Origin of the sequence: Nitrospira sp. KM1 (genome assembly GCF_011405515.1) — a bacterium.
Classification (GTDB): Bacteria; Nitrospirota; Nitrospiria; order Nitrospirales; family Nitrospiraceae; genus Nitrospira_C.
On record NZ_AP022671.1, the window covers coordinates 3,365,856 to 3,391,306 of the forward strand.

The 25,451-nt window shown below is 55.1% G+C and carries 30 protein-coding genes and 1 tRNA gene; 11 read left to right on the top strand and 20 right to left on the bottom strand.

Translation table 11 applies throughout. The annotated features are described in order from the left end of the window. Window positions 1–13: 13 nt before the first annotated feature. Together W02_RS15825 and W02_RS15830 are read right to left on the bottom strand one after the other, a co-directional pair. Complete coding sequence (locus W02_RS15825) at window positions 14–463, bottom strand: HIT family protein (RefSeq protein ID WP_197742038.1); 450 nt, start codon at window positions 461–463, stop codon at window positions 14–16. Then, entirely contained in the window at window positions 439–1,083 is a 645-nt protein-coding gene (locus W02_RS15830) for a hypothetical protein (protein WP_173049412.1), read from the bottom strand. Before W02_RS15830 ends, W02_RS15825 begins: the two co-directional genes overlap by 25 nt. Before the next feature lie 188 nt (window positions 1,084–1,271). On the opposite strand from W02_RS15830, the gene W02_RS15835 reads away from it, so the two are divergent. The 9 genes from W02_RS15835 to W02_RS15875 all read left to right on the top strand — a co-directional run bounded on the left by W02_RS15835 (window position 1,272) and on the right by W02_RS15875 (window position 10,452). After that, window positions 1,272–2,147: a hypothetical protein gene (locus W02_RS15835; RefSeq protein WP_173049414.1), complete on the top strand. Its 876-nt coding sequence runs from the start codon at window positions 1,272–1,274 to the stop codon at window positions 2,145–2,147. Between the two features lie 2 nt (window positions 2,148–2,149). Beyond that, window positions 2,150–2,572: a secondary thiamine-phosphate synthase enzyme YjbQ gene (locus W02_RS15840; protein WP_173049416.1), complete on the top strand. Its 423-nt coding sequence runs from the start codon at window positions 2,150–2,152 to the stop codon at window positions 2,570–2,572. A gap of 5 nt (window positions 2,573–2,577) precedes the next feature. Beyond that, window positions 2,578–3,705: a S1C family serine protease gene (locus tag W02_RS15845; RefSeq protein ID WP_232068564.1), complete on the top strand. Its 1,128-nt coding sequence runs from the start codon at window positions 2,578–2,580 to the stop codon at window positions 3,703–3,705. A gap of 64 nt (window positions 3,706–3,769) precedes the next feature. After that, window positions 3,770–5,533, top strand: a complete 1,764-nt coding sequence (locus tag W02_RS15850) for an AAA family ATPase (RefSeq protein ID WP_173049417.1) — start codon at window positions 3,770–3,772, stop codon at window positions 5,531–5,533. Between the two features lie 2 nt (window positions 5,534–5,535). Beyond that, the gene (locus W02_RS15855) at window positions 5,536–7,056 is read left to right on the top strand and encodes a proteasome accessory factor PafA2 family protein (RefSeq protein WP_173051516.1); all 1,521 of its coding nucleotides are present in this window, start codon (window positions 5,536–5,538) and stop codon (window positions 7,054–7,056) included. 17 nt (window positions 7,057–7,073) lie between these two features. Then, on the top strand, window positions 7,074–7,253 hold the full coding sequence (locus tag W02_RS15860) for a ubiquitin-like protein UBact (RefSeq protein WP_255458596.1): 180 nt from the start codon (window positions 7,074–7,076) through the stop codon (window positions 7,251–7,253). A 54-nt stretch (window positions 7,254–7,307) separates the two neighbouring features. Further along, complete coding sequence (locus W02_RS15865; protein WP_173049419.1) at window positions 7,308–8,084, top strand: proteasome subunit alpha; 777 nt, start codon at window positions 7,308–7,310, stop codon at window positions 8,082–8,084. Between the two features lie 39 nt (window positions 8,085–8,123). Next, on the top strand, window positions 8,124–8,963 hold the full coding sequence (locus tag W02_RS15870; RefSeq protein ID WP_173049420.1) for a proteasome subunit alpha: 840 nt from the start codon (window positions 8,124–8,126) through the stop codon (window positions 8,961–8,963). A 4-nt stretch (window positions 8,964–8,967) separates the two neighbouring features. Beyond that, window positions 8,968–10,452 (top strand): proteasome accessory factor PafA2 family protein, encoded by a 1,485-nt coding sequence (locus tag W02_RS15875; RefSeq protein ID WP_173049422.1) that lies wholly within the window; start codon window positions 8,968–8,970, stop codon window positions 10,450–10,452. A gap of 58 nt (window positions 10,453–10,510) precedes the next feature. On the opposite strand, the gene W02_RS15880 is transcribed toward W02_RS15875, so the two are convergent. From W02_RS15880 to W02_RS15965, 18 genes are all read right to left on the bottom strand, one after another. Beyond that, window positions 10,511–11,497 carry a YheT family hydrolase gene (locus tag W02_RS15880; protein WP_173049424.1) on the bottom strand — a complete coding sequence of 329 codons (987 nt, stop codon included), beginning with the start codon at window positions 11,495–11,497 and terminating at the stop codon, window positions 10,511–10,513. A 193-nt stretch (window positions 11,498–11,690) separates the two neighbouring features. Continuing rightward, the gene (locus tag W02_RS15885; RefSeq protein WP_173049426.1) at window positions 11,691–11,963 is read right to left on the bottom strand and encodes a DUF5985 family protein; all 273 of its coding nucleotides are present in this window, start codon (window positions 11,961–11,963) and stop codon (window positions 11,691–11,693) included. Further along, window positions 11,960–12,226, bottom strand: a complete 267-nt coding sequence (locus W02_RS15890; RefSeq protein ID WP_173049428.1) for a DUF5985 family protein — start codon at window positions 12,224–12,226, stop codon at window positions 11,960–11,962. Before W02_RS15890 ends, W02_RS15885 begins: the two co-directional genes overlap by 4 nt. Before the next feature lie 2 nt (window positions 12,227–12,228). Further along, window positions 12,229–12,615, bottom strand: a complete 387-nt coding sequence (locus W02_RS15895; protein WP_173049430.1) for a hypothetical protein — start codon at window positions 12,613–12,615, stop codon at window positions 12,229–12,231. A 244-nt stretch (window positions 12,616–12,859) separates the two neighbouring features. Continuing rightward, entirely contained in the window at window positions 12,860–13,456 is a 597-nt protein-coding gene (locus W02_RS15900) for a DUF3365 domain-containing protein (protein ID WP_173049432.1), read from the bottom strand. 453 nt (window positions 13,457–13,909) lie between these two features. After that, on the bottom strand, window positions 13,910–14,089 hold the full coding sequence (locus W02_RS15905; RefSeq protein WP_173043561.1) for a DUF5989 family protein: 180 nt from the start codon (window positions 14,087–14,089) through the stop codon (window positions 13,910–13,912). A gap of 130 nt (window positions 14,090–14,219) precedes the next feature. After that, window positions 14,220–14,576: a hypothetical protein gene (locus W02_RS15910; protein ID WP_197742039.1), complete on the bottom strand. Its 357-nt coding sequence runs from the start codon at window positions 14,574–14,576 to the stop codon at window positions 14,220–14,222. Between the two features lie 327 nt (window positions 14,577–14,903). Then, window positions 14,904–15,956, bottom strand: coding sequence for an acyltransferase family protein (locus tag W02_RS22205; RefSeq protein ID WP_173049434.1), 1,053 nt, complete (start codon window positions 15,954–15,956; stop codon window positions 14,904–14,906). Window positions 15,957–16,568: 612 nt separating this feature from the next. Beyond that, window positions 16,569–16,644, bottom strand: a tRNA-Asn gene (locus W02_RS15920). 67 nt (window positions 16,645–16,711) lie between these two features. Further along, window positions 16,712–16,981, bottom strand: coding sequence for a hypothetical protein (locus W02_RS15925; protein ID WP_173049436.1), 270 nt, complete (start codon window positions 16,979–16,981; stop codon window positions 16,712–16,714). Window positions 16,982–17,064: 83 nt separating this feature from the next. Next, the gene (locus W02_RS15930; protein WP_173049438.1) at window positions 17,065–17,343 is read right to left on the bottom strand and encodes a pyruvate ferredoxin oxidoreductase; all 279 of its coding nucleotides are present in this window, start codon (window positions 17,341–17,343) and stop codon (window positions 17,065–17,067) included. Between the two features lie 18 nt (window positions 17,344–17,361). Continuing rightward, window positions 17,362–18,069: a 2-oxoacid:acceptor oxidoreductase family protein gene (locus W02_RS15935; protein WP_173049440.1), complete on the bottom strand. Its 708-nt coding sequence runs from the start codon at window positions 18,067–18,069 to the stop codon at window positions 17,362–17,364. An 18-nt stretch (window positions 18,070–18,087) separates the two neighbouring features. Beyond that, window positions 18,088–18,990 carry a thiamine pyrophosphate-dependent enzyme gene (locus W02_RS15940; protein WP_173049442.1) on the bottom strand — a complete coding sequence of 301 codons (903 nt, stop codon included), beginning with the start codon at window positions 18,988–18,990 and terminating at the stop codon, window positions 18,088–18,090. Between the two features lie 54 nt (window positions 18,991–19,044). After that, window positions 19,045–20,256 (bottom strand): transketolase C-terminal domain-containing protein, encoded by a 1,212-nt coding sequence (locus tag W02_RS15945; protein ID WP_173049444.1) that lies wholly within the window; start codon window positions 20,254–20,256, stop codon window positions 19,045–19,047. Window positions 20,257–20,296: 40 nt separating this feature from the next. Beyond that, entirely contained in the window at window positions 20,297–20,932 is a 636-nt protein-coding gene (locus tag W02_RS15950; protein WP_173049446.1) for a carbon monoxide dehydrogenase beta subunit family protein, read from the bottom strand. A 357-nt stretch (window positions 20,933–21,289) separates the two neighbouring features. Next, the gene (locus W02_RS15955; protein ID WP_173049448.1) at window positions 21,290–22,378 is read right to left on the bottom strand and encodes a hypothetical protein; all 1,089 of its coding nucleotides are present in this window, start codon (window positions 22,376–22,378) and stop codon (window positions 21,290–21,292) included. Window positions 22,379–22,669: 291 nt separating this feature from the next. Then, window positions 22,670–22,948 (bottom strand): YciI family protein, encoded by a 279-nt coding sequence (locus W02_RS15960; RefSeq protein WP_173049450.1) that lies wholly within the window; start codon window positions 22,946–22,948, stop codon window positions 22,670–22,672. 27 nt (window positions 22,949–22,975) lie between these two features. Beyond that, window positions 22,976–23,389 carry a DUF2203 domain-containing protein gene (locus W02_RS15965; protein WP_173049452.1) on the bottom strand — a complete coding sequence of 138 codons (414 nt, stop codon included), beginning with the start codon at window positions 23,387–23,389 and terminating at the stop codon, window positions 22,976–22,978. 459 nt (window positions 23,390–23,848) lie between these two features. On the opposite strand from W02_RS15965, the gene rho reads away from it, so the two are divergent. Then, window positions 23,849–25,096 (top strand): transcription termination factor Rho, encoded by a 1,248-nt coding sequence (rho, locus tag W02_RS15970; protein ID WP_173051517.1) that lies wholly within the window; start codon window positions 23,849–23,851, stop codon window positions 25,094–25,096. Between the two features lie 95 nt (window positions 25,097–25,191). Further along, a complete protein-coding gene (gene rpmE / locus W02_RS15975) occupies window positions 25,192–25,398 on the top strand; it encodes a 50S ribosomal protein L31 (RefSeq protein ID WP_173049454.1) in 207 nt (68 codons plus the stop codon). The last annotated feature ends 53 nt before the right edge of the window (window positions 25,399–25,451 follow it).

A 25,451-nucleotide genomic window follows, 5' to 3' on the forward strand; every position in this document is an offset into this window, starting at 1 on the left:
ATGGAGTAAGCGGTTACTTATATCTGCCCAATCCCTCATGGATGCGCCGGATCCGCTGCGCCAATTCTTCCCCTCTGACTGCGAGCGGGTCATGAGGAACGCGCCAAACGGGATCGAGAGGCGCAGGGTCTTCGGCAAGCCGGGGAATGAGGTGCCAGTGGATATGCGGAAGCTGGTTGCCGAGGAGTTCGTAGTTGATCTTGTTCGCCTCGAAGGTATGGGCCAGGGATTTGGCGACGAGACTCACCTCCTCCATCAATTGAATGCGCTCGGTCGGAGCCAGGTGAAACAGTTCGGTCGCATGCCGCTTGAACACCACGACCGTCCATCCCTTGAAAAACTGATCGTCGTGCAGATAGGCCCGGGAGAGGGCAAGGTCTGCGATCAGGTGGTCGGCACGGGGCCATGTGCCGACGCAGGCGGGACAGCCTGGTTCCGTCATGGCTGCATGGCCTTCCGCCATTCCTCTTCCGTGATCACGCCCTTTTTGAGCAAGAGCTGAATGAGTTTCTCGGTCTGCCTGTCCGCAGGCACTCGCTGAGCGCCGAGAGAGTGCGACGGTGATCCCGGCTGTTTCGTTTCTGGCGGCGGGCGTTTCATGCCGTACACGCGAAAGGAGGGAGTGAACACCGCCAAGTAGTCTTTGTTCCGGATGCGTACGACGGCGGGTCGGCTTTCTGCTTGAGGGACCAGATCGGGGCTGGAGCCGCTGGGAATTCGAAAGTAAGGTTTCCCGTCGTCGGTTTCGCCGTCCTGACCGAGAATGTCGAAGCGGCTGAGAATCGGCTCGCTCTTGAGAGGTTCCCGTTCTTCCCCCGCCAAATTGGTGATTTTCTCGAGTACGACGATCAGAGAATCCGCGATAAGCGTATCAGGCGAATGATTGCGTACGCTGATGTCGTAGCGATATTCGCTGGTGAAATTGTCGCGCCCTTTGAGTGTGACGATGGCAGAGGTCCGACCGGTCAAATCCGTCAATTGCTCGATGCCTGAAGCCGCAGCATCGGATGGCATGACGATGGGTGCGTAGGTTGTCAGGAAGAGACAGATCAGAAGTCGGAACCACAATGCAGGACTGATCATGCAGCCTCGAGCAGGTTTCTGAACGGCCACGCGGAGCATATCAAAGATGTCTCAATTGATCGAGCGAATCCCGCCTCTCGGCTTGACACTCAGTTTGGCCCGACGATATTCTGCGCGACGCTTGCGAAGTTGCGAGCGCATTCGCCGTTTCGCCGGCGATGCCTGCTTTCTCCAGTCCGGAGTTCCACGTGCGATCCATGACGACGACCGCGCAGTCCGCCTCCTTAGTGATTGCTCCCTCGCTGGTTTCACGATTGATGAAGTTGTACGACTATCCTCACCCAACGGAACGAGGGAAGACGATCCGAGGCTATGACCGTCCACATGCCGTACGCACGGCCAGGATGTGCGCGGCGGTGTCTTCGGCATTGGGCCACGGCCCCGAACGCGTGCGCCAATATCAGATTGCCTGTCTGCTGCATGACCTGGGCCGTGCCGGGTTGGATCGCCGACTCTTCGGAAAGATCTGGTCCTGGGCCAAATCCAATGGCATTCCGACGAGGCCGCGTGAATGGAGGGCCATACATCCGGAGACCACGTACGGGCGGGAGACCGAGGCTTTTGTCCGCCTGTATTCGGACGATTTGGCGTCGGTGGGAGTCGACATGACGCCCTGGGCCAGGGAACAAGTCGAAATGCGTCTGGGCTATGCGCGTCGGCTCGCAAGGCGCCTGCGGAGCGTGCGGCCGTCCATCAAGGCGATGGGCGTCCGATGGGAATCCTGGATGCAGCTGGTCATGCTCTATTACTATTACCCCGAGCGGCTCAAGGGAGCGAAGTCCTGGGTGCGGCAACTGGCGGAAGTGCTCGTGGCATGCGAACAGTTCGAGGCCTACAGTAACCAGCGCCGGGGCAGGGATTACTATGTCAGAAACAAGGAAACGATCGTCGAAGCCTTCGCCTATCTGGAGCAACTTCGAAAGGAACGTATCCTCAGTTCGTCGGTGATGAACACGATGAAACAACTCGCTGCCGGCGGGACATTCGACGACATCATTGCCGAGGCTCGCGGGCGCGGCTTGACGCCGGAAGAAAAGCGCCGGCTGCGGAACATGGATTGCTGAAGATGGCTGTCAGGACCGTGCCGTTTCAAGTCAGCATGCGGGGGGGGACGCAGATCGAAAACGTCACCAAACCCGTGCAGGACGCGTTGTCGGGAGCCGGGTTGACCGGCGGAATCGTGACCGTATTCGTCAAACACACCACGGCCTCAATGATGATCATCGAGGACGAACCTGGCATCAGGGCCGATACGAAGACATTCTGGGATCGAACGGTACCGGCCGATCCTGCCTGGGAGCACAACCGGCGTAATGCCGGGGAAGATAACGGGCATAGCCATTTGCGCGGACAGTTGCAGGGACCGTCAGTGACCATCCCCTTTGCGCAGGGTGCGCTGGTATTAGGGATTTGGCAGCAGATCGTCCTCGTGGATTTCGATACCCGCCCCCGCACTCGCGAACTCATCATCCAAATCATGGGGGAATAGTTCCGGTGCATTCCGGCCTCTTCTCGAAAATTGCAGTCGTGGCGGCGGTCTGGCTTCTTCTCTCCGGGGTGATCGCTTCGGCTGTCGAATGGGGAAAGCCGCTCGGGTCGGCGTACGACGGCGCCGAGGGAAAGCCCCGTCCCGTGATGCCGGGTCCGACCGAGTTATCGTCCGACGAACGGTCCACGATGGCGGTTTTCGAGCGGGCGACCAAGTCCGTCGTCTTCATTTCGAATACGGCCATCCAGCGTGATTTCTGGTCGTTCGATACGATGGAGGTTCCCCAGGGGTCCGGATCAGGATTCGTCTGGAACAAGCAAGGGCACATTGTCACCAATTTTCACGTCATTTATGGCGCGCACTCGATCAAAGTCACGTTGGGAGACCGCAGCGAACACCAGGCGAAGGTCGTCGGGGCGGATCCGGACCATGATCTGGCCGTTCTGCAAATTCAGCTCGCAGACGGTCCGCTTGAGCCGCTGGCGGTGGGCGCCTCAAACGACCTGCGCGTCGGGCAAAAGGTCTTGGCCATCGGGAATCCGTTCGGATTGGACCACACGCTGACAACCGGGGTCGTCAGCGCCCTGGGGCGTACGATCAAATCGTTGTCCAACCGGACAATCGAAGGGGTCATCCAGACCGATGCGGCGATCAACCCCGGCAATTCCGGCGGTCCGTTACTCGACAGCAGCGGACGTTTGATCGGCGTCAACACGCAAATTGTGAGTCCGAGCGGCGCCTATGCCGGCATCGGATTCGCCGTCCCGGTGGACACCGTGAACCGCATCGTGCCGGAGTTGATCAAACACGGAAAGCTGATCCGCCCGGGGCTGGGGGTGTCGCTCGTGCCGGATGCGATGGCGAAACGCTGGGGAGTGAAGGGGTTGATCATCGGCAAGGTGTGGCGGGGCGGGTCGGCAGAGAAGGCCGGACTTCAAGGCGCGCGAGAAACTTCGCCCGGGCGGGTGGAGCTCGGCGACATCATCACTTCCGTGGATGGGAAGCCGGTCTCGACGGTCGACGACCTTATGGATGTATTAGAAACCCGAAAAGTCGGCGACCGTGTGACTGTGGAAATCGTGCGGGCAAACCGTAAACAGCAGGTTTCGGTCAGTCTCCAGGCCGTGAATTGAGTGGCGGCATTCTCAAACACCTCTATGGTAGGATCAGTGATCCGATTGGCTTTGGAGGAACCGAATGAGTGACCGCCGGTCGCCTGATTCAGGCTTTGAACAGTCCAGAAACAAGAGAAATGATCCCGCAGGGAAAACGCCTGCCGAGACGGATCCCTTGGAACTGATCGAGGAGTGTCTGGCATTGTTTCCCGATGCCGATCCCCGGCAGAAGCTGCTCTACAAGATCCGCCATGCGATTATGCAGGCCCAGGCCACGACCCAGCAGCGGGAAATCGAATTCAAGAAATCGAGCGATGTGATCGCGAAGCTGACGGCTCCGGCCAATCGCATCGGCACCCTGCTCGATCTGCCCGGCGAAGGCCTGGCCCGCATCGTGGTCGGTGGAGCTGAATATTATGCCAACGTGGATCCCCGCGTTTCAGCGACAGATCTCAAAATCGGCGCACAGATCCTCGTCAATGAGGCCTATGCCGTCATCAAAACCCTCGGGTATGATCGGAACGGTCCGATCCTGAAATTGGCGGAAGCGTTGGCCGACGGGCGGCTGCGCTTCGAGCAGGAGATGGGCAGACAATCACTCATCCTGCAACGGTCCAGCGATCTCGTCGGTGTGGATCTCAAGGCGGGAGACGAAGTGCGAATCGATCCGAGTTATCGGATCGCCATTGAGAGGCTCGAAGACCGGAAGGCTCAGGACCATCTGCTCGATGAGACGCCGAACGTCACGTGGGAACAGATCGGCGGACAGCATGAGGCGATCGCAGCCATTAGAAAGGCGATCGAATACCCGTTGCTTCACGCCGAGACATTCGAAAAATTCAAGTTCTCGCAACCCAAGGGGTTTCTACTCTATGGGCCTCCCGGCTGCGGGAAAACGCTGATCGGGCAAGCGGCTGCGAGCAGCTTGTCCAAGCTGGTCGGGGAAACCAAAGTGGCGGAGACGGAAGCGGACCGAGCCAAGAGGCCTCCGGTCACCGGCGGCGCCTTCTTGCACATCAAGGGGCCGGAAATACTGAATATGTGGTTGGGAGAGTCTGAGCGAATGGTGCGCGACCTGTTCGCTCAAGCGCGAGCCAGGCGGAAAGAAGGGGCGCTGCCGTTTATCTTCATCGACGAGGCGGAGTCCATACTGGGCACGAGGCGGGCCATGCGGTCCTTCAACATTTCCAATACGCTGGTCCCCATGTTCTGCAGCGAGATGGACGGGATCGAATCCTTGCGCGACGTCGTGATCATTCTGGCTTCCAACCGGCCGGATCTGATCGACCCGGCCGTGCTGCGTCCGGGCCGTATCGACCGGAAGATCAAAGTGAGCCGTCCCGATCGTCGGTCGGCCGCGGAGATTGTGAAGGTGTACCTGACCGAGGATCTCCCCCTGGATGATGCCCTTCTTGCGGAGCATCATGGCAACAAGCAGGCGGCGCTGGCCGGACTTGTGGAGCAGGTGCTCGACGCGATCTTCAAAAAAACCGATGATGCCAGGCTGTTATCCATTCGTTTGCGAAGCGGCCAGAACAAGGTGCTCTACCGGGGAGATCTGCTGAGCGGAGCGATTCTGTCTTCGATCGTGCAGCGCGGAAAGGAAAAGGCGATCGAACGGAGCATTCGTCCTGATGCCCCAACGGACGGGCCGGCTGGTCTGGCGGTTCAGGACCTCCTGACCGCCGTGAGCGAGGAATTTCGCGAAGGGGAAGTGTTGCCGCCCGATGACGCCGCGGAAGAATGGCTGAAGCTGCTCGATCACCACCCGGAGCAAATCGTCGGGATCTCATCCTTCCGTCGAGGAAGGAAGACCGAGGAACGGTTGGTCAACCAGATTATCTAGTGATGGCCCTCTTCGGGATCGAAACTGAGTACGGAATCACGAGGACAGACCTGGACCAGGTCGACCCGGTCGTTGAATCAATGGAATTGGTCCGTGCGCATCTGACCGCCTCGTTTGAGCGGCGGTGGGACTATGGAGGAGAAGATCCTCACGAAGATGCGCGCGGGTTTCGAGTCTCGGGACTACAGCAGGATCAGGAAGAAGACGAATTTGCCAAGGTTGACGCCCATCGCCCATTTTCTTTTCACGAGATGAAGAGCGACCTCGTGTTGCCGAACGGGGCTCGCTTCTACAACGACCACACACATCCAGAGTATTCCACTCCGGAATGCCGGACGCTCAAAGATCTGCTATCGCAGGACCGGGCGGGGGAGCGCATCGTTCAGCGCGCCGCGCAGCGGCGCAATCAGATGCTGGGCGGTGAATATGTGCAACTCTACAAGAACAACACCGACTTCCACGGTCACAGCTACGGTTGCCACGATAATTATCTGGTGCCGCGCGCCGTGCCGTTTGCGGACCTGGTGTCTGGACTGCTCCCGTTTCTCGCCAGCCGGCAGATCATGGCCGGCGCCGGGAAGATGGGCTCTGAAGCGCAGGAGTCCGGGTTCGTTCCGGGTGCCTATCAACTGTCGCAGCGCGCGGATTTCATGGAAACGGAGTTGAGCGTCGATACGATGCACAACAGGCCCATCCTCAACACACGCGACGAACCTCACGCTGATAAGAACAAATATCGCCGGCTCCACCTGATCATCGGCGATGCCAACATGTGCGAATATGCGACCGCCCTGAAAATCGGCACGACTCAGCTGGTCCTCGATCTTATCGAACGGGGGCTCGCTCCGGATCTCGAATTGGAACAGCCGGTGACTGCCGTGAAAGAATTGTCGCGAGATGTCGACTTCCAAAGGACGGTTCGGCTGAAGAACGGTCGAACCATCTCAGGGCTGGATATTCAGGAACAGTATCTTGTATCCGCGGAACAGTCACTTGGCGGACGGGATCAGGAGTCCGATTGGGTGTTGAAGGAATGGGCGGACACGCTTCGGTTGTTGAGCGGAGACCGGCGACAATTGGTAGGCAAACTCGACTGGATCACGAAACTCTGGTTGTTGGAAACCTTCGTAAAGGAGGAAGGGGTCGGATGGGACGATCCCTGGCTCGCGAGTTTGGACCTGGAATATCACAACGTGAATCCTGAACGCGGACTTTATCTCGGACTTGAGGCGGAGGGTAAGGCATGGCGTCTGACGACTGAACGCGACGTGGAAACGGCCTTGATCGCCGGTCCGCAGGACACGCGGGGAGGATTGAGGGGCTTGTGTATCCGCCGGTTTCCGGATCACATTAAGGGTATGCAGTGGGAGCGTATCCAGTTTACGGGGGGCATGCGGTCAAAGTCCCTTGAGATGAGCAATCTGTTCGATCCCGCCGCCGTCAAGGCCTGCACGGAAATCTTTGGACAGGCTTCTACTCCGACGGAGGCGCTCGGGTTATGGCATGCAAGGAAGGACATGTAGATATGCAATACAGTAGGATGCCGGAACGACGGGAACGACCTGTGGACCCGATGCCGAAGTCCCCTGCTCCGTCCGATGAGGGCGGCGGGCCGCGAAGGCCAGAGACAGGGTCTCCGGATAAGGACAATCTGATGAAACGCATGCGCAAAGTAGACCCTAAGCAGGCGGAGCGCTACCGGCAGAGGACGGGTCAATAGTCAGGACCGGCTAAAGATGCGGGCGGGAGGTCCGTCCGGTGAAACGAGGGCACGATGGGCATGCAGGGAGATTTCTACCAACTCTTGCGCGAGCAGGGATATCAATTTGGAACACCGGCGGTGGCGGGCGATACGCTGGATATTCCCACGGCGACGACCATTCTGTCATTCAAGTATCGCGACGGCGTGCTGGTGGCGGGAGATCGACGGGCGACAGCCGGAAACATGGTGATGTACGACCGGACGGACAAAGTCCTGGAGATCGACCGGTACTGCGTGATGGCGATCGCGGGTGTCCCGGCGACGGCGTACGAGATGGCCCGCATTCTGGAACATTCATTCAAGTACTATCGCCGGACGCAATTACAAGAATTGAGCTTTGAAGGGAAGCTGCGCGCGTTGTCGAAACTGCTCAAAGACAATGTGCCGGCCGCGCTCGCCGGGACCGGTGCTGTTGCGCCGATTTTTGCCGGATATGATCACGAGCAGGGAGTGGCCAAAACGTATTTCTATGACATCCTGGGCGCTGAATTCGAAGGTGTGGAATATGCGGTGTCCGGTTCCGGTTCCCCGACCATTCGAGGGATTCTGCATTACCTCAATACCTGGGGAGAACAGCCGCTCAGCGGGATGCCCGAGGAACAGGCCATGGTACAGGCGCTGCGCCTGCTGACGAGCGCTGCGGAATTCGATTCCGCGACCGGAGGCGTCAACCGAGATGCCAATTTATATCCCGTGATCAAGGTGATTACGCGCGAAGGAGTCCGCACGATTCCCGATGCGCAATTGAAGATTCGGTTCGATGCGAACGTCGCTCGTGCAGTCTCATGACGGGTGTCCGATATCGGAATTCACAGCGAGGGTTGCGACATGTATGAAGAGCCATATCGGTGGGTCGAAGCTGTCGGGAATCGGCGCCACTATCTCGATGAGCAGTTCAAACAGGGCAGTCCGGTCGTCGCGCTGACGTACGAGTCGGGCATCCTGCTGCTGACGGTGAGCAAGGGCACGCCGAAGTTGTACGAGATCTACGACCGGCTGGCGCTCGGCGGCATGGGGCATCCGGCTGATTTGGAAAAATTGCGGTTCAGTCTCCTGGAGATGGCGCACGTCGAAGGATTTAACCGGTCTCCATCGGATGTGACCGGCGGCCGGATGGTCAAGTACGGCATTGCCCCCGTCATCAAACAGGCCTTCGAGGAAGTCTTCAAGGCCCCCTTTATCGTGAAAATCCTCCTGGCAGAATTGGGACAGAAGTCCGGCAGAGACGCGTTTTTGGTCATCAACTATGATGGGACCTTCGAGGAAGGAAGCCGTTTCGGAGTGCTCGCAGCCACCTCTGCGGTCGAGCGACAGATGCTCGACTATCTCCGCGTACAATCTGGAGCGTCGTCGACTGTGGCAGAAACGTCGTTGACGTTGGATGAAGCCTTTGGAGCGGCCCTGCGAGCCTGGGCAGTGGGTGATCAGGCGCAGCGGCAGGCTGCGGAGCAGGCTGATGGAGGAGACGAAAAAAAGGTCGAAGATCCCAAGTCTGCCGCATCCGATCACGCGGATCTCTATGCGTATCTTCGTGAGACCGTCGCAGAAAAGACCATTGAATGCGCCGTGCTCGACCGCCATCAACAGGGCTCATCCAAGTTTCGATCGTTGTCGGTCGACGAACTCGGGCGATTGCTGCCCCGAGATATCAGGCCTTCTCTAACCTGACGCCATGCTGAATCGAATCTTCGGCCTCGAGACGGAATATGGTCTCCTGGTCCATCAAGACCGTCCGGAGCATTCGCCGACCTGGTTTGCGCACAAACTTCGCGACCATATCTTTCACGTGCAGCGGCAGGGCGTGCTGGACCTCCACCATCGGGGGCATGACGAGCCTCCCGGCAACGGAGGCTTCATTACCAATGCCGGCCGGATCTATCTCGACATGGGGCATCTGGAATATGCGTCGCCGGAATGCCAATCGTTGACGGATGTTGTGGCGACGGATCGTGCAGGTGACGCGATCATCCAGCAGGCGATCGACGATTTGGACCTGGGCGAGCAGGTCTCATTGATCAAGAACAATGTCGATCATGAGACCGATGCCACGTTCGGCTCACATGAAAATTATCTCGTATCGCGGCGATTTCCGTTTACACGGCGTGGGCTCGCCCCCCTGGTGACCTTTCTGGTCACCAGACAAATTTTCACCGGCTCCGGTCGTGTTGGCGCGGCCAATCCACAGGATGCCTGGATCCAAATGGACCGGCTGATCGTGCCCCGCGGAGCCATGGGGCACCGCCCGGATATCATCCGGCTGCCATTTCAGATTTCACAGCGCGCCGACCACATCGTGAATGATTTCTTCGAGTGGGTGCAGCAGAATCGGGCCATCGTCAATACGAGGGACGAACCGCTGGCTGATCCGAATCAGTACCGGCGGATTCATTTGCTCCTCGGCGACTCCAACATGGCCGAGTACGCGACGGCGCTGAAAATGGGCACGACCGGTCTGGTCTTGCAGTTGATCGAAGACGGAAAAGCTCCGCGCGACATCGAGCTGGATGAACCGGTGGAGACATTGCAGGAGATTTCACAGGATCAGGAACGGCGATGGCTGGTCCGCCTGATGTCTGGAACCACGATTTCCGCAATCGACGTGCAGGAGAGATTTCTTGAGGCGGCAAAGGCCCACTGTATGGGACAGGACGAAGAGACGGATTGGGTGCTTCAGCAGTGGGAGGTGGTGTTGCAGGACTTGCGCGGCTCCTATGACCGGCTCGTTGGCAGGATCGACTGGGCCTCCAAACTCTGGCTCTTGGAGTCCTTCCGCGAGGCGGAACAGCTCGAGTGGAATGATCCGATGCTGAAAAGCCTGGATTTGGAGTATCACAATCTGAATCCCGGGAAAGGTTTGTACTATGGCTTGTTGGAAGAGGGCCGCGTACCCCGTCTCACGACGGACAAAGCCATTGCACTGGCCATGAATCATCCTCCACGGAACACGCGGGCGTTTGGCCGCGGGGAACTCGTTCGTCATCTGGTGGCGTGCGGACCTCCCGCCGAACCGGAAGATTCCAAGGTCGAGGAGCGTTTCTTTCCGTCCTACGTCATCAACTGGTCGATTTTTCAGTTGCGAGGGCAGGCACCGTTTCCAATGGCGGATCCGTTCAAAACGTATGCCCAGGAAGTGCGCAGCCACCTTTCGATCGCATGATCGTCTCTTCCGGTCACACGGCTCATGCATCCCAGGCTTGTTGAACGACCTACACGGATTATGATCGGATCCCGGCAATGAGCTCCACGATCCGATTTTCCGCCCAGTAGCGGTCTTCTCCGTTCGCATGGGATTGCAAAAATCCGCAATGTCCTCCATGCCTCGGCGCAATGAGCGTAATCGCTGGATTGTGACTGATCACAGATGATTCGAACATGCCGTAGGGAATAAAGGGGTCGTCTTGCGCAGTGATGATCGTGGTCGGCACGGCAATGGAACCCATGACATGGCGCGCTCCTGCGCGATCGTAATAGTCGGCGCCGTTCAAGTATCCTCCGTCTTTCGCGGTATACAGGTCATCGAATAATCGGAGAGTTCGGATGTCGTTCAGAGCGGCGAGGTCCCATTGTCCGGGATACAGCGCCGATTTTCTCCGCATGCGTCCCTTCATGCTGATCAGGAAATGGTGATGGTAGATTCGGTTGGAGGGGAGTTCGAGCGCATCGACACACCGTGTAGGGTCGATATTCGGACATACCGCGACGACGCCGGCGAGAGCCGGCTGTTCTGTTCCAGCCTCCCCGGCGGTTCGTAATACGAGATTGCCCCCCATCGAATAGCCCACAAGCCAGATCCGTTCGAGGCCGTCCGAGGAGGCCAATTCATCGACGACCTTCCGGAAATCCTGGCCAAGCCCGCTATTGTAGAGTGTGGGCGTGAGGTGTTCTGTTCCTCCACAATTGCGCTGGTTCAGCCGAATCACGTTCATCCCGAAGGTGTATGCCTTGGTGGCGATGCCACGCATATAATGCGAATCGCTTGATCCTTCGAGCCCATGTACCAGCACGACCGTCTTATGGCCGGTCTTGTCGGGCTGCCAGTGGCAGAATCCCAACAGCTGCGTGTCCGGGGTGACGCGGAAGAAACGAGCCTCAGTCGGAATGCCGGCAAGTAGAGGTCCCCGCGGCCAGTACCGCGCAGTCAGCGTCATGAGATGGGGATTACGGAGAAGAGCGGGCGCTGCGAATGCTCGATGGACCGTCACCGGATCAGCCTGACGGGAAGGAGGCATGAGTTAGAGGAGACGAGGTCCTTTATGAGATAGCCTGCGAATCGGAGCGTCGTGGCCGCGAGGAACGGGAGCCTCCGATTCCGTTCGTTCATCAATCCAACAATATCAATGTCTCAGGAGGCCGGGCTCAATTGCAAGTCGGCAGGCCATGCGCCTAGAAGCACACTCAACCGGCGTCACGGTTTTTCTGGATGACTCCGAAGGCGATCAGCCCGTAGGAGATGAGTCGGAGGACATAAATCACTGGATGCTCCTCTGAGGCTGCGGCGCTCAGAGCCATGAGGATGCGGCTGGCCACTTCCACGAAGAATGCACAGGCAAATAAGAGAAAGAGCCGGTCGCGGGTGATCTTGTAGAAACGCAGAAAAAACAGTCCCGCTGCGAATGTTCCCAACGCTACCGCGCCGAGCAGCCATTCCTGTGCTTCAAGGAGGCTCATTCTCCGGTCTCATTCTGCATGATCAGCCCGTATAGAAGGACGATAACTGCCACCAGTGCCACAGCATGACGAACAACTGCCAGATCGTTGCGAGGGAATATGGTTTTGTCGACGACGAGCAGGACGTTGTTGAAGGTTTGAATGGCAAAAAATACGCCGCTCCAGAGCAGAAGAGCGTTCCGACGCTTGCGATAGCCTCGTAGAAGCAGGTAGGCACAAAGAAAGGCGGTCATACCGCTGAGACCGTAGATGACTTCGTGCATGATTAGTCTTGCCTCTTGATCCTAAACGCGTCGGCAAAGTCCTGAATCGCTCGCCTGGGCTTTTGATGAACGAAGTTTGTCACTGGAATGAGATATTTGCGGTATGTCTCCGCCACCAGTGTGACCATGTGGCGGAGTTGCTCGGTCTTCGGATCGTATGCGAACATGATCGGATCATGATCTTGTGTCCGCAGCAGGCCTCGTGCAGCGAGCCTGGCGAGTAAGGGCTTGGTGCCTTCTCTATCTGCATACAGCTGGTCGGCGAGCGCATCTGTACTCCAGAGTTGATCGGTGTGTTCGCGAAGAAACAGCAATGCTTCAAGCTGCACGATGGAATCGATGTGTGCGATCAGAAAGTGTTTGATTTCGTCGGGAATCATCTCGGCCATGGCCAGCCTGTGGGCAGCGGCGGAACTGTAGCAGGCGCACCGCTCAATTCAGTGCAGCGCTCGATTGAGGCATATGAACACAACCTAGGTCAATGAAGATGCAGCGCTGGCGAGCCTGCCCAAATTGCAGTACGAATTGTGTAAACTTACTGGAATGGTGAACGAAGCGCAAGCGGGCAGCGCCGCCAGTGGCGAATAGAGGAAGGCGGCGGCTGTCAGGAGCCACTATCGAAAGTGGCATTGTTTACTGCGGGAGTGGAATTGTCAGGAGAATGCCTCCCATCACGTCTCCGCCCTTGAAATCTCTCTTTGGACTCTTGGGGTGCACATTGTGACAATCGGCGCACCTCTGAGAAATGGCTTTGTCGGCATAGAGGGCCTGGAAGACCCGATTCTTGCCCTCGGTTGTGACCCCTGTATAAGGGCGATTGGAGTTCGACAATATCTTCGTAAGGGCGGTCCGTTCGAACTCTGTCGCTGGACCATTTTTCTTGTTAATCGGCCAATTGCTGATGAGCCGGAATCGCATTCCATTTGATTGCTTGGCAACGAGCCGACCTGTTTCAAGAACGAATTGAGCGGGTAAGGGGAGATCTCCGGTTTCCTCCCACTGTTCCGAGGCGGAGACAATGCCGCGCGTCTGCATCCGCTCTACGATTTCGTTGGTGTAAAAGGTTCGATCGGCCTGGACGATGCTATGGATATAATCTGCGACGGTTTCGGGAGCGATGCCCTTTGGGGGATCAGGTTCCTTACTCGAGGCCGAGAATACCCACTGACCAAGTAGGCAAGTGGAGATGGTTCCTACTGCGAGTCCCAACCAAAAGCCTTTTATGCCCATGATGTGTCCTCCATTGGCCGGGGCCTTCATGCCCGGGTACTTCCGATAACCTGGCTATCATCAATATTCAGCGAATCACGGCTTGGTATGGGACCAAGCGTATGCTTCTTATCATCCCGTGTGGATCGTTGGAAGGTTTTCCAAGCCATGGTCTCTCGCGAGACCTCAGATTGTGTTTTGAGGGTGTTAACCCCCGAGCTTTACAACCCCTGGGTCTTGAGGCGCCGAAAGATAAGAATAGGCATGAGCGCCGGCGCCAAGCAATAGTAAATCGGAGTCAGGTCAGTGGTATCCGCAAACTGTTGGTCTTTGTTCCTCTGCAAGCTGTGCGAGGCCGCGCTCTAATACAGCAGACCGTAAGAAGATATTCGGATCCCCGGCTCCTCGATATCCCGAGCGAATCCGCCCCTCACGGAGAAATCCAAATGCAAAAGTTCGCGATACCTCACAGCGTCAGAAGATCGAATAAATGGCCGGGGCCATGACGCTGCCTTCGAGAAAGCACGCCAGCGTTGCGAGCATCAAGATGGCGAAAATCAGCGGCGCCAGCCAGTAGGATCTCCGCTCACCGAAGTAGATGCGTACCTCATGGATTAACTGAGAGTACTCTCGAACTCCTGACGCAAGATTCATAGACCCCTCCCTTCTCCTCACAACTAGATATTATTTAATGACCATCTTTGCCGAGTCGAACATAACCATTCAGGCCTAAAGGCTCGGATTAAGCGCCGGTTGTATTCAAGTTGGTTCATGGAAAGATTATTCAGCTTCCCAGGGTTCCTCCCGTGCACCCCGTCATCAGCAGTGAAAAGAGCGTGCCGCCGGCATCACTCAGGAATATCGGCCTCGAATCAGGTGTTCCTGGCTTGATATTCTTTACCAATAGTGTTCCATCGGCTGTGCCGTCCGATTTCCACTGCTCGAAATCGTTCGATGGCGTCAGCGCCACTGACAGTGACAATCCAAATAAAGTAGGAATGAAACCATGCGGCAGAAAGCTAGGTGCATGATTTTCCCCTGGGATTAAGAACTGCCGCAATCCTAACAAGGTAATCCAGTCAAAGAACTTCATCTTAAGAAGGGGTTTAAAAGAGAGGGAAAGAATTCCGATGAAATACATGCATAAGTTACTGGCCGTGCGGTGCTATAGAGGCAGATGCGTGAGCACGTGCGACAAGCAGGTTTCATTCCGCAGCCAAGGTGGGAAAAGGCATTTGAGTAGGTGTTAAATCGCCAAGCAGTTTATATACCGCCAGAAACAACGTTTCCACGAGTGCGCAGATCGTGCGGTTGCGCACCGCTCAGCCTGGGCGGTTTCGCACTGATTGATGTCCGCCATCTTTTGTCTGGTGGGCAGGATATAAGGGGGTTTTCAAAAATCCGCGGCAATTTCAGCTCACAAGGAGTTTTGGATCAGCGATTTAGGAAAGCGCTCAGAGTGCCAACCTCAACCCACTCCAACCGTCCAAGAATCGGATGGATTGGTCATATTGCGTACAATTCTTGCGCATGAGATGGAGTCAATGCATGCCCATTCCTTTCCTTTACGCTGCTTCGTTCTCGGCTCTATAGACACACCAAGAAGAGACTGTTCGCAACCACGCCGATATCCGCTTCCCAGTAGCATGAATGGAGGTTCAATCCACACGAATATCAGCCTTGCTAAGACAATTGCGACAGGACAAGAGAAGGCAGCCAACAGCATGATGAGGGCTAGCGGTGGGATATCAGTCATCATCCCCGTGTCGGCAAGGAGCAAGACGCCTCGCGCCATACAATACAAGATGATTATGTGGACCAAATAAAAACTGTACGGCACTTGGCCCAGCAACCTGAGCCATCGAACGTCGAGGCAGCGAAACCATTGCCAGTCAGGACCATACACCAAACAGGTGATCAGCGCACAGGCGCTGAGGGCCCGTACACCATGGGAGCGGGCCAAAGAAAAGCCGTTATCGCCAACAGAATGTTCAATCCAGTACCATGAGCATGAGAGATCGCACCACGCCCCTGTTTTGCGAGTCAAGGCATGAAGCAGCGGCAGCACGAGCGCCACCATTAATTCCACCCTCAGCGTCCAACAGACGGGGTTCATGTCGGTGTTCACAAGCAAGAGATTGCACAAATCTGTAGTGGAGAACGGAGATCGATACAAGGAGTTAAACCATGCTGTGCCGTGGATAGCCTCATCAATGTTCACGAGCCATGGCATGATCGCTCCCACACAAAGCAGCGACAGAATAAGAGCGGGATAGATCCTGAATGCACGACGGAGAACGAGTCCAAGATATGCAGAGACCGGTCCGGTAGTACTACGATCAAGCGAAAGACCGAGGACAAATCCGCTGAGAACAAAGAAGTGTATGACCGCCGAATTTCCGTTGAAGACCGCTAACAGTATTCGAGTGATTAATGATTGAATCCCAGATGCTTCTTGGAACTGATTATGCGGCAAGGCAAGGAGGCTATCGACGGACAATACGATGAAACTATGGACCAATCGCCACCGTCAAGGCTGCGGCTCCACGTAATACGGTCAGCCGATCGAGAGCGTTTGGCATTGTCTCACTTAGATTATTCGGCTTCGAGAGGCTAGACATACGGATTTCACTCTCAAGCTAGATCTAGTAGGAGAGCATTGCCCTAGTATCAACCAATCCGGACAGATATCTAGTGAAAAGAATCCCTGGTGCAGAATATCGCAGAGTATGTGCAATACATGCCTGCGTCTTCCTGGCCCCTTGCCACGGATGTAAAGGCATTCAAGGCCTCCCCAAAATCCGCCGTAGATAAGCACCTACTAGTTGGGTGGAGCGGTATTCCGTCACAGTTGGGGATCAGATTGATTACGGTCATGCAACCGGAATGTACAATGGAATGCAGAGAAGGGTGGCTAAACGATACATCCAGATGAAAGGAGTAGTTAACAGGGAAAGCCAATCCGTCAGATTCTGATCACGATCAGAACATGTAATCTTGATATCAACCAGTGGTTCGCTCAGGTAACTGGAAACCCAATAACTATCGGAGGTCCGCTTGCAAAAGAGAAGCTGCGGAAAAGGTTTGCATTGGAGATGGGTTATGGCGGAACCCTTGTTTTGCTAAGGAAAGGTGGCTCCCCGGGCAGGACTCGAACCTGCGACCAGCCGGTTAACAGCCGGCTGCTCTACCAACTGAGCTACCGGGGAACAAAAGGATTGTCAACAGGAAGCGAGCGGTATCTTAACAAATGTTGCAGACCAGTGGAATGGTTTTTTACACGTCGAAGTCTTCAGTCTCATCCTCATCCGAGGACGCGTCGGTATTGCCTTGTGCCACGGCCGCATAGTGTTTTGCCCAAGTCAGGTACAGATTGCCGCTGTCACGCATCGTATCCGCGGCTTTCACCAGTTTTTCCACGAGGTCAGGATCCTTCCCTGTCGCTTGAATGGCGGCCGCCCGGCGCTCGATCGCTTTTGGATATTCGTTGATCAGACCCGCGATCTCCTTAAGGAGCTCGTCGAGTATATTGTCTTCGCTTCCCATATATCCTCGCTCTTTCGCATCGCAACAAAAAACCCCATAGCGCCGATCGCCATGGGGTTTCTGTGCACGACAAACAGAACGGATCAGCCTTGGTAGGCTTGCCCCAAGCCAGCTGATTCGCCCTTCTTATTCATGAGCTGCCCACTGGCGCTGACGGCTTGCATCACAATTGCCTCATGCTTGGCTGCATTGCAGACCACGACGCACAATTCACATCCCTTGCAGCGGTCAATATTGACCTCGGCCACCATCTTGCTCGAGTTGAGGTCCAGACAATTGGCCTCAGGGCAATACATGATGCAAAGGCGGCATCCCTTCTTCGCGGTACACTTTTCATCGATCACTTGCGCGATGTTATACATGCAACGTGGTTCCTTCTCTTACGCAGCGACAGCCGGATTGCCGACTCGCAATTCAATTTTGTTCTTCTCCGCCCACTCCGTGGCGATTTCGTAGGCCCGCTTGACGGTTGCGAGATTCTTTTGCAGCAACATCTCCTTTTTCGCGAACTTCTTCTTGATGGCTTCATCGAGAGAGGCCGTTCCGCCCGATGCGACGAACTTTTTGCCGAACCGCTCCTGCAACGCCCCGTCGAGGGATTCCATCGACACACACTTCGTGATGCCGGCCACCGATCCGATCATCGTCATGTTCGTGGACAACTCCGTGCCTGCAATCTCGATGGCGATCTGCGTGCCGGGAATATAGAACAAGGCCACGTTCAGATCCTTGAGGCGTTGAATGTCTTCATCTGACAGCAGCGGCACGTCGGAATTGATAATCACGACGCCACCTTCCTTGATGCCAGAATAAAACGGCATGGTGTAACTTTTCCCCATGGTGATGACCTGGGGATGGAATACTTCGATGACATCCGGAAATACCAGCTCTCCGCGGTCATAAATCCGTTCAATTCCAATGCGGCAATAGCTTTCGGCCGGGGCCATCCGCTTTTCCGCTCCGAAGAAGGGATTCGAAATGGAAAACTTACCGTCCCGGTTGGCGGCCATAGCCATGACGTGTGCAGCGGTGACGGCGCCTTGCCCACCCAGGCCCGACATTCTGATGTTCAATCGTTTCTTGATCATGAGTCGCCTCCGCTTCCGTTAGGCTTGGCCGGCCAGTTGTTTCGCCGCCGCTTTTCTTTCTTTGTCTTTGGCCGCAAGCTCCGCCAGCAACTGCTTGGCTGGTTCGCTGACATATTCCTTGTAGGCGAACCGCTCGGTCGGCTTTTCCGAATCCCGCATTTCCTGCAGGCCTTCCATGCTGTTTTTCCCGATTTCGAGAATGCAGGGCGTATACAGCTGGAGATAGGTCGGTCCGATCTCGCGAGCGATGTGAACAGCGTTGCGGATGACCTTTTCGACCAGCGAGGGCTTGCTGACGGTGCAGTTCACGACGTAATGACAGCCGGACTCGCGTGCGATTTCTGGCAACCGGACTTTGTCAAACAGCTTCCCTACCGGGGCCATCTTGGCGACAAAGCCCTTCTGCATGAGCCCGCTTTCCTGACCGCCGGTGTTGGCGTAGAGCTCGTTGTCGAAGCAGATGGTGGTGAACTTCTCCTGGCGGAACCAAGCCTGGAGCGTCATATCGAGCCCGATGTCGACGGTGGCTCCGTCACCGGCCAGCACGACCACGTCTTTTACACGGTCAGGGAAACGGACGCTGAGCGCTCTCTTCAGACCGGATGCGATGGCATTCTGATTGCCAAAGAGTGAGTGGATGTTATGAACTGCCACCATGGGGAATACCAGGCTGGTACAGCCTGTTGAGCCGACCATGACCGTGTCCTCAGGATTTGGCAAAGAGGCCAGGATATACCGAAATGCCATGGATTCCGGGCAGCCTGCGCAGAGTGAATGCTGTTCGATCAATTCTTTGGAAGACCCGATATCTTTCCATCCTCGGTCTTCTTTGCCATACGTCGCACTCTTGACGAGGTCTTGATAGTCCGATGGCATGATGTCGTACAGGGCTTCTGAAATTTGAATGCGCTCTTTGCTCATATCTATCCTCCTCAGATTCGCCCGTAGGAGCGAATAGGTTCAAAATGTACGCTATCAGCTTCCACGGCCGGCCAGGGAGAAGCTCTTCATCCCGAGCGCCGTCTTGATTTCTGACACGATGATCTCCGGAGGCATTGTCATCCCGCCACAGACATGCGGCCCTGCGTGCACGCGCTGCGGGTTGGGAATCGAAGCTCTGAGTTCCTTCGCCAGCCAACCGGTGACGTTAAATTCCGGGACAAAAATATGTTTGGCGTTCTTGGTCGCCTCACGAATTTCCTCTTCCGGCCAAGGACGGAGCGTCTTGATCTTGACCAACCCGCACCGTACACCTTCGTCCTCCAGCAAGCGAATTGCTTCACGCCCCTGCGATACGGCGGTGCCGGAAGCCACGATGACGATATCAGCATCGGTATTTTCTGTATCGATCAGCCCATTAAGCCAGTGGATTGAATGCTTGCGTGAGCGTTCGATCGCAGCCCAAATTTCCTGCTGCCAGCTCGCATGCGTGGCATAGCTGATGTAATTGCTCTTCATCACGAACGGATCGCGCATCATGCGCACGGGAGGACATTCCATGTCCATGCACGGAACCGGCGAACGATACGGGTCATAGGGCGGAAGACACATATCGGTTGGGGTCAGATTCACCACGTCCTTCGTGTGGGTCACGAAGAATCCGTCGCAGCATAGTGCGAGCGGCAAGTGCACATCCGGCTCTTCAGAGACCATAAAACCCTTCAAGATCCAGTCGAAGAAATCCTGTGCGGTTTCGGCGTGCCAGACCAGCATGCCGGTATTCAGCAGGTAGGCAATTTCCAACGTGTCCGGTTGAATGGAGAGCGGGGAGTTGATCCCTCGACACGTCACGATCATCTGAATCGGCAGCCTGGCTCCGGCCCACATCGGGAAATTCTCCATGGCCCGCATCGTGCCGGGTCCCGCCGTCGTTGTAAACACGCGGGCTCCGCCAAAGGCTGCTCCTGCGCATTGCGACATGACCGCGAATTCGCTTTCTCCACGGAAGTAATCGCCGATATAACCTTCGGCGAACAGTTCACCGATCAGGGCCGCCGCCTCGCTTTGCGGAGTGATGGGATAGGCGATCATAACGTCGCAGCTGGAACGACGAACGGCTTCCTTGATGACTTCGCTACCGGTGTAAAAGGAGGGAGTGCGTGGAGCCTCGTGAAGCATTTTCCAGGGGTCTGTGAACGTTTGCCCCTTCTTGTTCTGCGTTCCGATGAGAGATTTGACTTCCGCCATGGTTCCGGCCTCCTTTCACGACCACGAATCTTCGAACGGACTAATTGGAAGATCCGTTTCTGGCTGTCGCCAGCTTCGGTTGGACTGTCCCTTTCAACTTTTTCACCCAATCGGCAAGTTTCATGATTTTTTCGACCGAGGTATCGCGGATGGAAAGCATCGCGTCTTCGTGGCCAGCCTGGGCACACATTGCGATTGTATAACAAGAGGTTCCACCTCGGATGATTTTGAGCGACAGATTCGCTTGATGACAATGCACACCAACGAACATGCAACAATCGATTTTGTTATGCCAGATCGTCAAGTTCGGGTGGTTGGGATTGATTTCGACTTCTGGATTGATCTTCGGGTATTTGGGCCTGTAGTCGGGCATGGGGATGAGCATCGGTTTTTGGCCTGGCTGCACGCATTCTTTCAGCGTATTGAACAGATGACGGATTGCAGTGGCTTTCTTGGCTGCCTTTTCATTCCAGGCCCATAAGACGAGGGGGCCTGGAAATATAGTAGGCACTTTCGCCATGAGAAATTGACGAGCAGCTTCCTCATAGGCTTTCTCTTCTGAAACGATGACGCCATTAATGTGGCCTTCACCCGGATTAGGTAGCCGAATTCCCATCGAGGCTGCTGCGGGAGGAAGAAAATGCTCTGGACCGGGCAACACACGATAGTCACTCATCACAACCTTGCTCCGCGTAAAGGGTTAACAACGTGAGAACACTACTTTTCAATAGAAAGATACCCGTCATCAATTTATGCTTTTCGCTCAGATCGTGCAACCTCGCATAAGACCCAAACCACGAAAATAATGGGCTATTGTCTAGAAGTGCATTAGGCCTTTTGTCCTAACGCCGTTAGGCAAGAAACATCGATTTGATCGGATTTGCTTGCTCATTATAGGAGGGCCTCTTCCGTTATGTCAAACGAACATAATAGAGGGAATTCTAGGTTTGGAAGCCTATAAAATGATCGTAACATATTGAATGAGAAAGTCCTTTTCATGTACTTCCTCTTTCTCAAATTAAAGAAACCTGTCTCAGCGAAGTTGTTCGCACGCTCGTGTGTCACCCAAATCACAAGCCTTTTCAAAGTCCTCTTTAGCTAGGTGTCTATTGAGACGAATCATATGGACAGTGCCTCGAATGAACAGCGCGCCGGCATTCATGGGATCGACGTTAATGACGGTGTTAAGGTCCCCTAATGCCTTATCAGGTTTCTTTAATTTGAGAAAAAGGTCGCTTCTTAATAAATATGCTTCTTTCTGATAGGGAACCCAGCTCTCCGAAGGTTGCGCCTCAATCAATGCATTCAAAATTCTAACGGCGTAATTCCAATGCTTGGCATCGGCTTCCTGTCGAGCTTTCATTGTGTACAAGACGATCAGACGCTGCCGGGCAAGATCAAAAAACGGATCCAGTGCCAGTGCTTGTTCGTAGGAAGCCGCTGCCTCATCACTGTGCCTGAGCCAAGTCTGAGTGTCTCCTTTACCAAGCCATCCCCAGACGTTTTTCCCGTCTAATTGCACCGCTCGATCGAAGTCTGCACGAGCACGTTCCAGGTGGTCCGCATAGCCATCGCTCGCGGACTGCTGGGAAAATGCAATGGAAACCAGGCGCAGGTAGGTTTGTCCGCGAATGATGGAGGCGTCTGTGCACCCATTGTCCGAGGTAAGGGCTTCGGATGCTAAACGAATTTTATCGGCTAGGTCGTGAGTGTGTATAGCTTTGGTCAGAAGGATTCTTGCCCGCTGGACCCCTTCGGACTGCCCGTCAGGGTTGATTGCCAGGATTCTGACTCCGACTGGTTCGCGCTGGAGATCCTTCAATCGCTCCCGGAGTTGGCTATTCTCTCGTTGCAGTTGATGGAAGTGCTCGGCAAGCCGTGCCTCGGCATGTAATCGCCGGACTATATCGGTCAACCCTTGAACATTAACCGTCGCTCTGATGCGAATAAAAAACACCGGGCAATCGGTGTCGAATGAGCGGCGAGTTTCAAGAATCTGAGTTTGCACGATGGCCGCGGAAATTGTTCTGATCTCCAGGGCGCTCATCTGAGTAATGTGGCTGTGGGATTCTCGTGCGATGTCATGGAAGATTGTTTCCAGATACACACCGGCTTCTTCCACCGCTCTTCGCTGAGCACGTTGGAGAACCTTTTCTTCCGCTCCTCTCAACGTGTCTTCGTCTGTCATGGTGTACGAGGCTTCAGCCTCGACAACTTTCCCCTGGGTTGCTGCGTCGGTCGGCGGGTGGGGGATCAGGATGGCCAAAACAGTGATGAAAACGGTCAAGATCACGCGCATTCAGCAACTATACTGGCCGATTTGTGTGGCCGACAATCAAACGAAAGAAGGGTATGAGCTAATAGACAGAGGGCGGAAAATGTAACCAAACGCAGCGCCAGCGATGGAACCTGATTAGGTCGACTTCGGGTAAACTTGCGTAAAAGGATGTACTTCAACTCGTTCAAAGACACCATGTACGGTATAAGGATCCTCCTGCGCAAACCGATTGGCTTCCTCCCATGAGTCTGCCTCGATCACGATCAGACTTCCTGCTTTGTCGGTCAATGGCCCAGCGAGTACGACTCGGCCTTGCGCATCGAGAGGATCCATATTGGCCAAGTGTGCGGGACGGTAGATCTTTCTCTTGGCCTCGCCGTCTGGACCATCAAAGCCAAGAATGACAAATTTCATTGTCTTACGTCCTTAGAAAGAGACGACTCAAACAGAGTCCTCGAGGGATAAGCGATCCTTATAACCCGTGGTCGTTTCATGCCACCATCGAATCTCGTCCTCACCGAGTTTCCAGCACAGAAATACTACCCGGCCTTCGCGTAAATGAGGGAAGTCGCAAAGACCCATGTCTAGATCCTTGACCAATACTCCCAATTCCTGGATCGCTTGAATATTGTTGCTTACTTGCTGCAGGCTGGAAATGTACAGAGGGCCCATCGCGCTCCCCCCTCCATACTCGGCTCGGGCGCTTGCCTTCTTGATGTCTTCTTTCGTTCTGACAAGGGCGGCCTTTGCTTGCTTAACCGAATTCAGGCGGGAATTCAGTTGTGGAATGAGGCGATTCGCCTCAGCAAGCGTAAATAGACGCTCATGCTGCTCTTGATCGTCGTGCTGACCCATATACGGCTCCTGTGAAGGCGTCATGTAACATACCCATGTTTCTTCCCGCAACCAGTTGATCGGTACAGATGGTTTTTTCAAGCGGCGCCATGAATCACGATAAAATCAGATCGGATATTGACAATGCCAGAGACGGGGGGTATGCTCACCCTAGTTTTTCAACTGGGTCTACGAACTCTCCATCCACAAAACTCCCGGGGCGCATCTCGAAACCATCGGCATTCGATAACGTGAGAAAGTCGATTCGCATAAGCGCTTGCTCGCATTGTTTGCAGAATTATAGGCAGGTCAGCCCTTCACGAAACGTCCCCTCAAGCTAAGACACACAGCGCTATCGCCGAATCAATTATCAGCTGGTCATTTCGCGTCACTTCATGGTTGATCACGTTCCGGACTCATCGATAACTATCTAGCCGAGAGCTTGAGAGGATACCTATGGCACAAACCAAGGGAGAAGTTATGCATCTTGCCGAGTTGAAGCAAAAGACTATCGCCGACCTGAATGACGTCGCGCGGGATCTGAAGATCGATGGGGCGGCCAATCTCAGGAAGCAGGAGCTGATCTTCGCTATTCTTCAGGCTCAGACAGAGAAAAACGGCGTGGTCTTCGGTGAAGGGGTGCTCGAAACCCTTCCAGACGGATTCGGATTTCTCCGTGCTCCCGACTCGAACTATCTTCCAGGTCCTGATGATATCTATATCTCTCCTTCCCAAATTCGACGATTTAATCTTCGGACGGGCGATATCGTTTCGGGCCAAATTCGGCCTCCGAAAGAGAGCGAACGATATTTCGCTCTGCTCAAGGTCGAGAAGGTCAATTACGAGGATCCTGAAGTTGCCCGAGACAAGATTCTGTTCGATAACCTAACGCCGCTCTATCCCGAAGAACGCATTCAGTTGGAATTTGACCGGGAAGAATTCTGCACCCGTGTCATGGATCTGACTACTCCGATCGGTAAAGGGCAGCGCGGCTTGATCGTTGCCGCCCCACGGACAGGCAAGACCATGCTCCTGCAGGCCATTGCTCGGGCCATTCTGAAAAATCATAAAGAAGTCACGCTCATCGTGCTGCTCATCGATGAGCGGCCTGAGGAAGTCACTGATTGGCAACGCCAGGTGAAGGCCGAGGTCATCAGTTCAACGTTCGACGAACCCGCCCAGCGCCATGCACAAGTTGCCGAGATGGTGCTCGAAAAAGCCAAGCGACTGGTAGAACATAAGAAGGATGTCGTGATCCTCCTCGACAGTATCACGCGCCTGGCCAGAGCGTATAACACCATTGCTCCCCCCAGCGGGAAAGTCCTTTCCGGCGGACTGGATTCCAACGCCTTGCAGCGGCCGAAGCGGTTTTTCGGAGCTGCCCGCAATATCGAAAATGGAGGCAGTCTGACGATCATGGCGACTGCCCTTGTTGATACAGGCAGCCGTATGGATGACGTGATTTTCGAAGAATTCAAAGGCACAGGAAATATGGAAGTGCATCTCGATCGGCGCCTTGCCGACAAGCGCATCTTCCCGGCCATCGACATCAGTCAGTCTGGGACCAGAAAAGAAGAATTGCTCGTCGATAAGGATCGGCTCAATAAGATGTGGATCCTCCGGAAGGTATTAAGCCCGCTGGGAACGATGGAAGCGATGGAATTCCTCATGGATAAAGTGCAGGGAACCAAGAATAATCAGGAATTTCTGCAGTCCATGAATCGGTAGGAGACGACTTGTAACTCGGCACGAAGACAGGGTAAAGTGACGTGCCTTCGAATAGGCGAGGGCGGTTACGGTTACATTGACGGCAGGAGTGACACATGAAGAAGGGCATTCATCCCTTGTACCGTGAAGCCACTGTTCACTGTGCATGCGGCAATAGGTATAAAACCAGGTCGACCGTCGGCGATATTAACGTCGACATCTGCTCTAACTGCCATCCGTTCTTCACCGGAACTCAAAAAATCGTCGATACGGAAGGACGTGTCGAACGGTTCAAGAAGAAGTACGCGAAGAAGGGCAAGTAGCGAATATTCAATATAGGGGAGAGACCCTGCTTCGCTGAGGGGCAGGGTCTCTC